At 64.6% G+C, this 11566-nt stretch carries 14 protein-coding genes; 6 read left to right on the top strand and 8 right to left on the bottom strand.

Annotation, left to right across the window (positions count from 1 at the left end; genetic code table 11):
* Window positions 1-81 precede the first annotated feature (81 nt).
* A complete protein-coding gene (dcd, locus tag E8F12_RS15385; RefSeq protein ID WP_280326114.1) occupies window positions 82-648 on the top strand; it encodes a dCTP deaminase in 567 nt (188 codons plus the stop codon).
* A 186-nt stretch (window positions 649-834) separates the two neighbouring features.
* On the opposite strand, the gene nadE is transcribed toward dcd, so the two are convergent.
* The 6 genes from nadE to E8F12_RS15355 form a co-directional block, all read right to left on the bottom strand.
* The gene (nadE, locus tag E8F12_RS15380) at window positions 835-1665 is read right to left on the bottom strand and encodes an ammonia-dependent NAD(+) synthetase (protein WP_280326113.1); all 831 of its coding nucleotides are present in this window, start codon (window positions 1663-1665) and stop codon (window positions 835-837) included.
* A gap of 9 nt (window positions 1666-1674) precedes the next feature.
* A complete protein-coding gene (gene pncB / locus E8F12_RS15375; protein ID WP_280326112.1) occupies window positions 1675-2880 on the bottom strand; it encodes a nicotinate phosphoribosyltransferase in 1206 nt (401 codons plus the stop codon).
* A 320-nt stretch (window positions 2881-3200) separates the two neighbouring features.
* Window positions 3201-5741: a penicillin acylase family protein gene (locus tag E8F12_RS15370; RefSeq protein WP_280326111.1), complete on the bottom strand. Its 2541-nt coding sequence runs from the start codon at window positions 5739-5741 to the stop codon at window positions 3201-3203.
* 82 nt (window positions 5742-5823) lie between these two features.
* Window positions 5824-6471: a glutathione binding-like protein gene (locus E8F12_RS15365; protein ID WP_280326110.1), complete on the bottom strand. Its 648-nt coding sequence runs from the start codon at window positions 6469-6471 to the stop codon at window positions 5824-5826.
* Between the two features lie 80 nt (window positions 6472-6551).
* Window positions 6552-6743: an SEC-C metal-binding domain-containing protein gene (locus E8F12_RS15360; RefSeq protein ID WP_280326109.1), complete on the bottom strand. Its 192-nt coding sequence runs from the start codon at window positions 6741-6743 to the stop codon at window positions 6552-6554.
* 7 nt (window positions 6744-6750) lie between these two features.
* Window positions 6751-7251 carry an LEA type 2 family protein gene (locus tag E8F12_RS15355; RefSeq protein WP_280326108.1) on the bottom strand — a complete coding sequence of 167 codons (501 nt, stop codon included), beginning with the start codon at window positions 7249-7251 and terminating at the stop codon, window positions 6751-6753.
* Between the two features lie 114 nt (window positions 7252-7365).
* Between E8F12_RS15355 and E8F12_RS15350 the strand changes: the two genes are divergently transcribed.
* Window positions 7366-7929: a hypothetical protein gene (locus E8F12_RS15350; protein WP_280326107.1), complete on the top strand. Its 564-nt coding sequence runs from the start codon at window positions 7366-7368 to the stop codon at window positions 7927-7929.
* A gap of 42 nt (window positions 7930-7971) precedes the next feature.
* Here E8F12_RS15350 and E8F12_RS15345 read toward each other — a convergent pair whose 3' ends face one another.
* Window positions 7972-8442, bottom strand: a complete 471-nt coding sequence (locus E8F12_RS15345) for a YchJ family protein (RefSeq protein ID WP_280326106.1) — start codon at window positions 8440-8442, stop codon at window positions 7972-7974.
* 3 nt (window positions 8443-8445) lie between these two features.
* On the bottom strand, window positions 8446-8943 hold the full coding sequence (locus E8F12_RS15340) for a DUF6231 family protein (RefSeq protein ID WP_280326105.1): 498 nt from the start codon (window positions 8941-8943) through the stop codon (window positions 8446-8448).
* A 130-nt stretch (window positions 8944-9073) separates the two neighbouring features.
* On the opposite strand from E8F12_RS15340, the gene E8F12_RS15335 reads away from it, so the two are divergent.
* From E8F12_RS15335 to E8F12_RS15320, 4 genes are all read left to right on the top strand, one after another.
* On the top strand, window positions 9074-9769 hold the full coding sequence (locus E8F12_RS15335; RefSeq protein WP_280326104.1) for an OmpA family protein: 696 nt from the start codon (window positions 9074-9076) through the stop codon (window positions 9767-9769).
* Window positions 9770-9862: 93 nt separating this feature from the next.
* Window positions 9863-10591 (top strand): OmpA family protein, encoded by a 729-nt coding sequence (locus E8F12_RS15330; protein WP_280326103.1) that lies wholly within the window; start codon window positions 9863-9865, stop codon window positions 10589-10591.
* Between the two features lie 121 nt (window positions 10592-10712).
* The gene (locus E8F12_RS15325) at window positions 10713-10991 is read left to right on the top strand and encodes a DUF1145 domain-containing protein (RefSeq protein ID WP_280326102.1); all 279 of its coding nucleotides are present in this window, start codon (window positions 10713-10715) and stop codon (window positions 10989-10991) included.
* The coding region (locus E8F12_RS15320) for a collagen-like protein (protein WP_280326101.1) at window positions 10984-11566 on the top strand (583 nt) is incomplete at its 3' end. The genes E8F12_RS15325 and E8F12_RS15320, both read left to right, overlap by 8 nt.

Below are 11566 nucleotides of genomic sequence, written 5' to 3'. Positions count from 1 at the left end.
CATCCGGCGGGGCCTTTGCCGAGGCTTCCGCCGAACTGTAAGATTCGCCGTCATTTTTCAGCCCCTGACAGGACAGCCGCCATGAGCATCAAATCGGACAAGTGGATTCGCCGCATGGCACAGGAACACGGGATGATCGAGCCCTTCGTCGAGCGTCAGGTGCGCGGCGCGGACGCGAACCGCGTGATTTCCTACGGAGTGTCCAGCTACGGCTACGACGTGCGCTGCGCCGACGAGTTCAAGGTGTTCACCAACATCTACTCCGCGGTGGTGGACCCGAAGAACTTCGACGAGAAGAGCTTCGTCGACATCAAGAGCGATGTCTGCATCATCCCGCCGAACTCCTTCGCCCTCGCCCGCACGGTCGAATATTTCCGCATTCCCCGCGATGTGCTGACCATCTGCCTGGGCAAGAGCACCTACGCGCGCTGCGGCATCATCGTCAACGTGACCCCGCTGGAGCCGGAGTGGGAAGGCCACGTAACCCTGGAGTTCTCCAACACCACGAACCTGCCGGCGAAGATCTACGCCAATGAAGGCGTGGCGCAGATGCTTTTCCTGCAGTCGGACGAAGCCTGCGAAGTGTCGTACAAGGACCGTGGCGGCAAGTACCAGGGCCAGACCGGGGTGACCCTGCCCCGTACCTGAGGCCATTCGGGAATGAAAAAGCCGGGCAGATGCCCGGCTTTTTTGTGCCTGTGAGATGTATGAGATCGGGCGGGGGGCTTTCTGTAGGGTGGGGCAGCGCTTTTCTGCCCACCATCGAAGCCATGCCGGACCACCGATGGTGGACCAAGAAGCGCGGTCCACCCTACAGGGGGCGTGTTGCCGGGATCAGGGCACCAGCGGCAGCATGCGCTTGTGCTGGGAGTTGTCGTAGGTCCGCACTATGGTGGCGTAGGCCTCGGGGCTGACTTGCTGGCCGTGGAGGAAGGCATCGATCTCCATGTAGGTCACGCCGTGGGCTTCCTCGTCCGGCTTGCCCGGGCGCAGTTCTTCCAGGTCGGCAGTGGGTACCTTGTGCACCAGGGAATCCGGTGCGCCCAGGTGACGGGCGATGCTGCGCACCTGGTTCTTCACCAGGCCTGAGAGGGGCGCCAGGTCGCAGGCGCCGTCGCCGAACTTGGTGAAGAAGCCCATCACCGCCTCGGCGGCGTGGTCGGTGCCGATCACCAGGCCGTTGTTGGCGTTAGCGATGGCGAACTGGGCCACCATGCGGATGCGCGCCTTGATATTGCCGGTGACGAAGTCGCGGCGGGCATCGGTGAGGTGGTTCAGGTGGGCGACCTGGTCGGCCAGGCCGGTCACGCTGTCGGCGATGTTCACGGTTTCTTCTTCATCGGCGTCGATGAAGTTCATCGCCACCTGGGCGTCGGCCTCGTCGTGCTGGACGTTGTAGGGCAGGCGCACGGCGATGAAGCGGTAGCCGGCATCGCCGGTCTCGGCGCGCAGTTCCTCGACCGAGAGCTGGGCCAGGCGGCCGGCGGTGGTGGAGTCGACGCCGCCGCTGATGCCGAGCACCAGGACCTTCAGGCCGGACTTGCGCAGGCAGTCCTTGATGAAGGTCTTGCGGCGTTCGATCTCGGCCCGCATCGCGGCTTCGTCGGCGAAGGGCGGGACAACGTCCAGGGCTTGGGCGATTTCTTGCTGGCGGTTGCTGCTCATGGGGAGTCCTTACTGGGTATCGGCGACGCGGAAAACATGTTTCAGGTAGGCGACGAAATTTTCGTCGCGGCATTGGGTCTTGCCCGGCGTATCGGAGATCTTCGCCACCGGCTGGCCGTTGCAACCGGTCATCTTGATGACGATGTTCATGGGTTCGACGCCCGGGATATCGCAGGTCAGGTTGGTGCCTATGCCGAAACTGACGTGGATGCGTCCGCGCAAGGCACGGTAGAGCGCGAGCGCGCGGGGCAGGTCGAGTCCGTCGGAGAATACGAGGGTCTTGGTCTGCGGGTCTATGCCGAGCTTCTCGTAATGGCTGATGGCGCTTTCGGCCCAGGCCAGGGGGTCGCCCGAGTCGTGGCGCAGGCCATCGAAGAGTTTGGCGAAGTAGAGGTCGAAGTCGTTGAGGAAGGCCCGCATGGTGATGCAGTCGGTCAGGGCGATGCCGAGCAGGCCACGGTATTCGCGCACCCAGCAGTCGAGGGCGGCGATCTGGCTGTCGATCAGCCGCGGGCCGAGCTGCTGGTGCGCCATCAGCCACTCGTGGGCCATGGTGCCGATGGGCTTGATGTCGTACTCGCGGGCCAGGTGCACATTGCTGGTGCCGACCAGGCGGCCGGGGAAATCGCGCTTGAGGATGTGCATCACTTCTTCCTGGACCCGGTAGGAGAAGCGCCGGCGGGTGCCGAAGTCGGCCAGCTGGAAGCCGGCCAGTTCTTCATCGCTGGCATTGGCCCTGAGCCAGTCGAGCTTGCGGTAGAGCTGCTCGCGCGCCTGGACCAGCTTGATGTCGCGGTAACGGTAGCGGTTGCGTACTTCGCTGATGATCGCCAGCAGGGGGATCTCGAAGAGGATCACGTGCAGCCAGGGGCCGCGCAGGCGCACGCAGAGCTGCCCGTCCTCGATGCCCAGCTGGAGGTAGCGCAAGTTGAAGCGGAACAGGCTGAGGAAGCGGATGAAGTCAGGCTTGATGAAGGGAATGCGTTCGAGGAAGGCCAGTTGGTCGGCGGTGATGGAGATGTCCGCCAGTTGCTCGATCTGGTAGCGGATCTCGGCCAGGTAGGGCGTCAGGTCCTCGTCATTGCGGCAGCGGAACTCCCATTCGACTTCGGCGTTGGGGTAGTTGTGCAGCACCGCCTGCATCATGGTCAGCTTGTAGAAATCGGTGTCCAGCAGGTTCTGGACAATGCGACCGGAGAAGGCGCTGTCGGGCATGTCGGTTCTCGAAGCTCCAGTCGGGCGGTGAAGGGCGCAGGATGCGGCAAGGGGCAGTGTGGTGCAAGAAGACGCTCGGGGTGGCATGAAACCTTGTAGGGGCGAATTCATTCGCCAAGGGACGCGCAGCGGCCCCGTTCGAGCCCACAGGCCGGACCTGCGGTCCGGTTGGCGAATGAATTCGCCCCCACAGGAAAGGCAGCTCTGTGCCGGCGAGCAGGCAAAAGAAAAGGCGCTCGAGAGCGCCTTGAAATGTGATCTATGGAGTAAGTCCACCGGATCAGATCGGAGCGGCGGCGGGAAGTTCCGCCGCCCCTGGATCATTTTTGCGGGGTCAGCATCAGGCGCTTGGTGCCGTAGACAGCGTCGAGGTTCTGCGGCTGGAAAGGGAATTTCATGTAGCGCGCCTTGAGCCAGGCATCGATGCCGTCGGCATAGTGCGGGCTGGCCGGGTTGCCGGACTGGCCGGAACTGTTAATGCCCATCATGGGTTCGGGCTGGCCGAAGTCGACGATGATGCGCATGGCCGGGATCAGCCAGGTGTCGAAGCCCTGTCCCCAGTGGTAGGCCGACACGTTCAGGGTGCTGTGGTCGCCGCCGGCCGGGTAGGGGCCACGGTCCAGGTAGCCCTTCAGCGCGTTGAGGCCCGTGCGCTGGCTGGCGCTCATGTACGGCGCTAGCTGGGTGCTCTCGGTGACCCAGTTGTAGCTGTGCAGCTTGCCCCACTGCCAGGCCTTGCGGTCGGCACCCAGACGGCTTTCGGCGTAGGTGACGGCGGCCGCCAGGCTGCGCGCGAGGATCGCCGGCTTGTCTTCCTTTTGAGGGGTGTTGACGTCATCCCAGAACGGGCTGTCGACGCGGCCCAGCAGATGGTCGGCCTGGGCCGAGTAGGACAGGTCCGCGGCCTGCACCAGGGCGCGCCAGGCGGGGCTGGATTCCGGGCCCAGTTCGTCGAGGAAGATCTGCCGCGCGCTCTCGTGGAGGAAGGCGCCGTAGTAGGCGGCGTCCGCCGACGTCGGGCTGAGTCGGCCGTCGAAGGCCTGCAGGCGGCCGAGGGCCTCCTGGGCCTTGGCCCGGTCGGCGGGCGGCAGTGCAGCGATGGCCTGCTTGAGGGGCTGGGCCATGCCCGGGTCCTGCAGCATGGCCTTGAGTTTGGCGACGAAGGGGCTGGTCTGGTCGTACTGCATGGCGATCATGCTCTGCCAGTCGTGCTTGCCGCTGCCGGCCAGTTCAGCGATGCGTTCGGCGCGCTCCGGGTAGTACCAGGAGCTGGACAGCTGCACCCCATAGCCGCCCTGGACGGTGCGGTGGTTGGCGGTGCCAAGCCAGCCCTGGGCCGGGTCCTGGTCGTAGGGGTGGAGCATGGGGTCGGCGAAGCCGTCCCAGTCATAGCGGCCGTCCCAGCCGGGGGAGGGCAGCAGGCCACGGCCTTCGCGGCGGTTCGGGTAACGGCCGGTTACCTGCCAGGCGATGTGCTTCGCGTCGGCATAGAGGATGTTCAGGCCCATTGCGCGAATGGCACGGGTGGCCTCGTGGGCTTCTTCCACCGACTGGGCTCGGGACAGGGCGAAGAAGGCGTCCAGGGACTGGTCGGCTTCGAACTGGCTGGTCTGCAGGGCCAGCCCCAGGCCGCTCTTGATCTCCAGCGGCTGCAGCGGGTGCTTGCGCTGGCCCAGCACCGAGTTCAGCAGCGGGCCGTGGCGAGTCTCGTGGATCACCTCGCGCACAGGCCGCTCACCCTTGATGAGGAAGGTTTCCACCCGTTCGCTGGTGGGCAGCCATTTGCCGTTCGCCTGGTAGTAGAGGCGGTTGCCTTCGCGCTTGAGCTTTTCCAGGAACAGGTCCTGGTTGTCGCCCATGACCATGGTCATGCCCCAGGCCAGCTTGCCGTTGTAGCCGGCGACCACGGCCGGCACGCCGGCGATGGACACGCCCGCGGCCTGGAATTTCGGCGAGCGGATCTGCACGAAGTTCCACACCGAGGGCATGGATATTGGCAAGTGGGTGTCATTGGCGAGGATGCTGCGACCGCTGCGGCTCTTCTGCGGGGCGATGGCCCAGTTGTTGGAGGCGGCGACGCCGAGCATGTTGAGCGCGGCGATCTGCCCGGCGGCATCGTCCAGTGCAGCAAGGCCGGGAATCTGCCCGCCCAGTTGCAGGCCCTTGAGTTTCTCGGCCTCTTCGAAGGGCAGCGGTTCGTCCGGATAGACCGGCGTCAGCCAGGCCAGCTTGTCGGCGCCGACCTTCTGCGCCAGGACCAGGGAGGCGATTTCTTCCTGCAGGTTCACCGCCAGGCCGAAGTTCAGCAGGCTGAACACCAGTACCGAGTCTTCAGGTTTCCAGTAGGCCGGCTTGTAGCCGGACTCGGCCAGGTCCATCGGCAGCTTGTCGCGGTAGCGATAGAGGTAGGCGTTGACGCCGCGGGCATAGACCTCGAAGAACTCTTTCAGGCGCGGCGAGGCGTTCTTGTAGAGGATGTCGGCGCTCTTGCGCAGGTTCACCGCGCGCATGAAGCGGTCGATCTCCAGCACACCGGGGCCGGCCATCTCGGCCAGGCGGCCCTCGGCCATCAGGCGCATCCCCACCATCTGGCTGAGGCGGTCGGAGGCGTGGACGTAGCCGAGCGTGAACAGGGCGTCGTGGAAAGTGGTGGTTTCGATCAGCGGCATGCCCAGCGGGTTGCGTCGGATCGAGACGCTCTGCGCCAGGCCCTTCATCGGCTGGAAGCCGGACGTGGGCGGCAGGCTGTCGGAGTAGCGACTGTCCAGCCAGGACTGGCAGCCGCTGAGGCCGATCATGGCGCCAGCGGCGGCGGCAACGCAGAACCGGGGAAGGAAGCGCTTGGGGGCTGGCGAAGCCATGGAACGGGCTCTCCTGAGACGGGCATCGGATCAAGCGCGCTACGTTAGTGAGCCGCCCCGCGCCGCGCAAGCGCCGCCAAGCTTACTTTTTCGCAGCCGGATTGACCTGCTCCACCAGTGCGTAGGCACGGACCGTTGCCGGGCGGGCCTGGATCGCCAGGTACCAGCGCTTGAGGTTGGGGAAATCGTCCAGGTTCTGTTCCTGCCAGACGTGGCGGTCGATCCAGGGGTAAATGGCCATGTCGGCAATGCTGTACTCGTCGCCGGCGACAAAGCCGCGGTCAGCCAGGCGCTTGTCGAGCACTCCGTAGAGACGCGCGGTTTCCTTGCGGTAGCGCTGGATGGCGTAGGGCAGTTTCTCCGGGGCGAAGCGGTTGAAATGGTGGTTCTGCCCGGCCATGGGACCGAGCCCGCCCATCTGCCAGAACAGCCATTGCAGGCATTCCTGGCGGCCGCGCAGATCCTGGGGAATGAAACGGCCAGTCTTCTCGGCCAGGTAGAGCAGGATGGCGCCGGACTCGAACAGCGAGATGGGCTCACCGCCATCCACCGGCTCCTGGTCGACTATGGCCGGGATGCGATTGTTCGGCGAGATCTTCAGGAAGTGCGGCTGGAACTGCTCGTCCTTGCCGATATTGATCGGGTGGATGCGGTAGGGCAGACCGGCCTCTTCGAGGAACAGGCTGATCTTGTGGCCGTTGGGCGTGGTCCAGTAATACAGGTCGATCATCGGGAAGGCTCCAGCTGGGCTTTGCTCGGTCCTGAAATGAACAGGCCCGCACTAGGCGGGCCTGGAGGAGTGCACGGGCGTCAGGCGCCGTGGCACTTCTTGAATTTCTTCTGGCTGCCGCAGGGGCAGGGATCGTTGCGGCCCACTTCCTTCAGCGGGTTGCGCACCGGCTCCTGGTGGCCGTGGTTGCAGTGCGGGCCATGCACGTGGTGGTGATCGTGGTCATGGTCGTGATTGCAGTCCGGACCATGTACGTGGGGTTCTTGACTCATGAAGGTTCTACTCCGGGATGTAACTGCCGGGGATTATCTCGCCATTGCGGCTGAGGTGCACGCTCTTGCCGAACATCAACCCGGTTTTCACCTCGCCCTGGAGGCGGTACTTGATGGGCTCGTCGGGTTTTTCCAGGAGTTTGACGATGTACTTCATGTGCCGCCAGAGGTTGGTGCGCACCGGTACCTCGAACGTCTCGCTGCCATGGGCGGGCACGGTGAACCAGGTGCTGGATTCGCCGGAGGCGAGTTTCACGTCGTTGAGGTGGACGGTGTAGACCAGTCCGCGCACCGGCAGGCTGACATCGTTGGGATTGTCGATGCGAAAACGCAGCACGAACTGCTGCTCCAGCAATTTGGCGCGTACCACATCCACCTTCAGCAGGCGCACATCGGGATCCTGGAAACTGCCGCTGATCCAGGTGGAGCATCCACTGAGGCCCGAAAAGGGAAGGGCAAAGAAAAACAGTAGGCTGAGAATTCTTATCGTTTGCGCCTGGTAAAACATTGCAATACTCCAAGTGACGCTTCAGTGTAACAAGCAAGTGCTCGGCCGCAACCTGTTGTGGGCCGAAAAAAACCTGCGCCATACTGCTCGTCAATTCGGACAGGAGTGTGACCAATGGGTCGTTACGAGATTGCCTTTTCCGGGAAGCTGGTTCCCGGGGCGCAGCGGGAGCTGGTGCAGGCCAATCTGGCGAAGCTGTTCCAGGCCGACGCCCAGCGCATCGCCATGCTCTTCTCCGGGCGGCGCGTGATTCTCAAGAACAACCTGGATGAAGCCGCCGCGGAAAAATACCGCTCGACCCTGGAGCGCGCTGGCGCGCTGGTCGAGGTTGTGTCGATGGAGCCGGTGATAGAAGAGGTCGAGCTGGCGCCACCGCCGGAGCCCGAACCCCAGGCCGCGCCGGCCCAGGCGCCGGCACGCGTCGACGCGCCAGGCAGGTTGAAGGTGGTGCCTCGCGATGAATACATGGCCGCATTCGTCGGGGTGGATGCACCGGACTTCGGCATCGCCCCGGTCGGCGCCGACCTGCAGGACGCCAGGCCGGAAACGCCGCCGCCGCGATTCGACCTTTCCAGCCTCAGCCTGGCACCCGCTGGCAGCGACATGGGACAGGCGAAGACGCCACCGGCGGGGCCGCCGCCGGACATTTCCCACCTGAGCCTGGAAGAGAGCAGGTAGATAGAAAGAGGCCCGCAACATGCGGGCCTTGTCATCTCTGCTTCAGAAGTAGCTGGCGCAGCATTTCTTGAACTTCAATCCGCTGCCGCAGGGACAGGCGTCGTTGCGTCCGGCATCGAGCGGAACGGTCGGGTCGAGAAAGTACCAGCGGCCATCCGCCTGGACGAAGGCGGAACGCTCACGGTGGCTGTGCTCGCCGCCCTGGTCATGCCAGCGCGCGGTGAAGGTGACGAAGGCGTGCTCGGGCTGGCCGCCGAGCAGTTCATGGCCTTCCACCTCGAGCCCGAGCCAGGTGCTCGACAGGCTCCAGGCGCGGATCGCCTCCATGTCGAGGCCGGTGCGCTGGGCGGGCAGGGTGGTTTCCACCAGGTAGTCCACCAACCCAAGTACGTAGGCGCTGTAGCGCGAACGCATCAGTGCTTCGGCGCTGGCGGCGGCGTGGCCGGCGTGATGACGACCGCAGCAAAGCTCGAGGAGATTGCCGCTACCGCAGGGACAGATCGCAGTGCTCATGGCTTACCACCAGTACTTGCCGAAGTTTTCCGGGTTGGCCCAGAACTTCGCGTTCAGCCAGTCGGGGACCTGCTTGTACTCGCGCAGGTCGTAGGTGAATAGGGTCAGGGTCTGCTCGTCGCGACGGAAGCGTTCACTCGCCTGCAGGGCCAGGGCGAAGAAGTCGGTGTCCTGCCAGCCACAGGCGTTGAGGTCCGCCAATACCGCCACCCGGCTGGCGTTGAGGTTGCGGATGCCGCCCAGCAGTTGCAGGCCGGTGCGCTTGGGCAGGTGTTCCAGGCAGTCCGCCAGCAGCGCCAGGTCGAAGCGGCGCGCGGCCTGCTCCGTGGGCAGGGGGCCGGCGGGCACCTGTACCACCTGGCTTTGCGGGTGCGCGGCGGCGAAGGCTTCGAGCGCCGGGAGCGGGCTGTTGCCGACCAGGAGCAGGCTTTGCGGGGTGTAGCGCTCGAGCAGGGCGGCGAGGGCCTGTTGGGGAGTGCGCATTGAGAAGCTGTCAGTCATCGAAAATCCTCGAACAAGTTGTTCAAGACTAGCTTGAAGGCGGGTCATGGCCTAGTGCTGGCGGTTTCCGGGGCTGGCGTCTTTACTCCCTATTTGTCGGGATGGGCCGATTCTAAGAGGAGACTCGCTTATGAGCATTACACGGACAGCTTTACCCCTGATATTGGTGACCAGCCTGTTGACCGGTTGCTCCGGCCTGCAGAAGACCGACTGGCCCAAGTGCGCGGCAGTAGGGGGTGTCGTAGGTGCGGGACTGGGTGCGATCGAAAGCAGCACCTACGCCGGCTGGGGCGCCCTGATCGGCGCAGGCACGGCGGCTGCCTACTGCTGGGTACACGGGGATGGCGACGAGGACGGTGATGGCGTATTCGATAGCCGCGACAAGTGCCCAGGCACACCGCCCGGCACCCAGGTCGATGCCGATGGCTGCCCGCTCAAGGCTGAAGAACCTGTGGTAGAAGAAGTGGTAGTGGTCGAACAGGAAACCATCGTCGTCCGCGACCTGCTGTTCGCATTCGACTCCGCCAAACTCGACCCGGCCGACGAAACCAAGCTGGATACCGTCGTCAGCCGCCTGAAGAACGAAGCTCCGGACGCCAGGCTGACCATCACCGGTCATACCGACAGTGTCGGCGCCGACGCCTACAACCAGAAACTCTCGGAACGCCGTGCGCAAGCGGTAGCCGACTACCTGGTTAGCAACGGTATCCCGGCTTCCAGCATCGTCAGTGTCGGTGGTGCAGGTGAAAGCCAACCGGTGGCCGACAATTCCACCAAAGACGGCCGCGCGATGAACCGCCGCGTGGAAATCCAGATCGACCGTTGATCCCAGGCACCCACGGCGCACGTCTTGTGCGCCGTGGGGCCCGGGTCTTTACTCCTGCTTACCGGCTTGGCCGGAGACACAGGAGAACCCATTATGAGCACCCACCTTCCCCGGGTTGCGATTTCCTTTCTTCTGGTCAGTAGTTTCCTTTCTGGCTGCGCATCTACTTCCAGCGATGGCGGTGCAGTGGTCAACCAGGGGAATTGGCCCGTTTGCAGCCTGATCGGAGGCCTGGCCGGCGGAGGCCTGGGTGCCATCGAAAGCTCGGCTTGGGCGGCGGGTGGCGCTGCGGCAGGTGCCATAGCCGGTGGCCTGATCTGCTACGCACAGGACGGCGATGCCGACGACGACGGTGTTTTCGATCGCCGCGATACCTGCCCCAATACCCCGCGGAACACTCAGGTCAACGTCAATGGCTGCCCGGAGCGCACCTATCCCCAGGCGCTGGCCGCCGAAGCGCCGCCCTCCCAGGATGAGGTGATAGTGCTCAGCGACATGGGCAATGTACTCTTCGCCTTCGATTCGGCGGAGCTCACCTCTTCGGCCAAGGATCAGTTGGCGGACATCGCCAATCGCCTGGTCAGTGCCAGCCTGGTGGGCGCCAAGGTGATCGGCCATACCGACAACGTCGGCTCCGACCAATACAACCAGGGTCTGTCGGAACGTCGGGCGCAAAGCGTCGCGGACTTCCTGGCGAGCCAGGGTGTTCCGGCCGACAAGCTGAGCACTCAGGGCATGGGTGAAAGCCAGGCGGTGGCGGACAACGAATCGGATGAAGGTCGCGCAAAGAACCGCAGGGTGGAAATACAGGTCGACCGCTGACCGAAAGTTCCGATCGATGTGCAGGCACTGCCCCCGACCCCGCGCGTTTCCCAGCCATGCTCTGGTGCGCCGACGGGCTTCGGCGTATGTTCCGCAAAACTAAAAAATGCTAGGGGGAGGCATGCGCTTATTCATGGGGCTGGGCAAGCTGGTTGCCCTGATGTTCTGGCTGGTGGTGATCGTCAATCTGTTGTCGCCTTTCGCCAGGCCATTCGAAATGCTGCTCAACGGTGCCGGTATCCTGCTGATCCTGGTGCACCTGTTCGAAATCCTGCTGTTCAACTCGCTGCTGCGTGGGCGGGCCAATCCCTGGCGGGATCGTCTGCAGCTGCTGCTATTCGGGGTACTCCACCTGCTCAGCCTGCCGCGCCACGGCGCCAAGGGGGCTGGCCATGCGTAAGCTCTGCCTGCTGGCGGCCCTGATCGCGCCTATGGCTCTTGCCGGGGGCCAGGTGAAGGTGGACGCCCACAGCTTCCTCAAACTGCCATCCAGGTCCGGCAGCCTGAGCCTCGACCAGGTCGAGGTCGCCGACTACGCGACCCTGCTGATCCCGGCCGGCGTCACCGAACTGCGTATCGGTGAGCTGCGCATGGGGCGCGAGGCGCGCCTCGGCATCGCACCATCCGAGCAAGGCTTTCGCCTGGAAGTGGAAAGCGGCGCGATCGGCACCGGCAGCCATATCACCGCGTCCGGCTTGTCCGGCAGCTCGTCCAGGCCGGCCACCCCTGGCCGCGATATCAGCCTGCGCCTGGTGAATGTCCAGGTCAGCGAGATGACCCTGGACGTGCGCGGCGGCATTGGTGCACCGGGTCACCCGGGGCTGGACGGCGCCGACGGCGATGCCGCCGGCTGCTTGTGGGGGCAGGCCAGCCGCGGTTGGGACGGCCAGCCCGGTGGCGACGGCCAGACCGGCGGCGCCGGTGGCCAGGTGCGCCTGGAGGTGCCTGCAACCTTCCCGGTGGAATTGCTGCGCG

Origin of the sequence: Pseudomonas sp. BN102 (genome assembly GCF_029871245.1) — a bacterium.
Taxonomy (GTDB): Bacteria; Pseudomonadota; Gammaproteobacteria; order Pseudomonadales; family Pseudomonadaceae; genus Metapseudomonas.
Note: the sequence above shows the minus strand (reverse complement) of the source record. Positions and strands in the feature narration are given on the sequence as shown.

Bases quoted from the DNA above. Each gene is read 5' to 3' on its own strand.
- nadE (WP_280326113.1), bottom strand. From the start codon at position 1,665: ATGAGCAGCAACCGCCAGCAAGAAATCGCCCAAGCCCTGGACGTTGTC.
- E8F12_RS15350 (WP_280326107.1), top strand. From the start codon at position 7,366: ATGGGTCGTTACGAGATTGCCTTTTCCGGGAAGCTGGTTCCCGGGGCG.
- E8F12_RS15340 (WP_280326105.1), bottom strand. From the start codon at position 8,943: ATGACTGACAGCTTCTCAATGCGCACTCCCCAACAGGCCCTCGCCGCC.
- E8F12_RS15335 (WP_280326104.1), top strand. From the start codon at position 9,074: ATGAGCATTACACGGACAGCTTTACCCCTGATATTGGTGACCAGCCTG.
- E8F12_RS15345 (WP_280326106.1), bottom strand. From the start codon at position 8,442: ATGAGCACTGCGATCTGTCCCTGCGGTAGCGGCAATCTCCTCGAGCTT.
- E8F12_RS15325 (WP_280326102.1), top strand. From the start codon at position 10,713: ATGCGCTTATTCATGGGGCTGGGCAAGCTGGTTGCCCTGATGTTCTGG.
- pncB (WP_280326112.1), bottom strand. From the start codon at position 2,880: ATGCCCGACAGCGCCTTCTCCGGTCGCATTGTCCAGAACCTGCTGGAC.
- E8F12_RS15370 (WP_280326111.1), bottom strand. From the start codon at position 5,741: ATGGCTTCGCCAGCCCCCAAGCGCTTCCTTCCCCGGTTCTGCGTTGCC.
- E8F12_RS15330 (WP_280326103.1), top strand. From the start codon at position 9,863: ATGAGCACCCACCTTCCCCGGGTTGCGATTTCCTTTCTTCTGGTCAGT.
- E8F12_RS15360 (WP_280326109.1), bottom strand. From the start codon at position 6,743: ATGAGTCAAGAACCCCACGTACATGGTCCGGACTGCAATCACGACCAT.
- E8F12_RS15365 (WP_280326110.1), bottom strand. From the start codon at position 6,471: ATGATCGACCTGTATTACTGGACCACGCCCAACGGCCACAAGATCAGC.
- E8F12_RS15355 (WP_280326108.1), bottom strand. From the start codon at position 7,251: ATGTTTTACCAGGCGCAAACGATAAGAATTCTCAGCCTACTGTTTTTC.
- dcd (WP_280326114.1), top strand. From the start codon at position 82: ATGAGCATCAAATCGGACAAGTGGATTCGCCGCATGGCACAGGAACAC.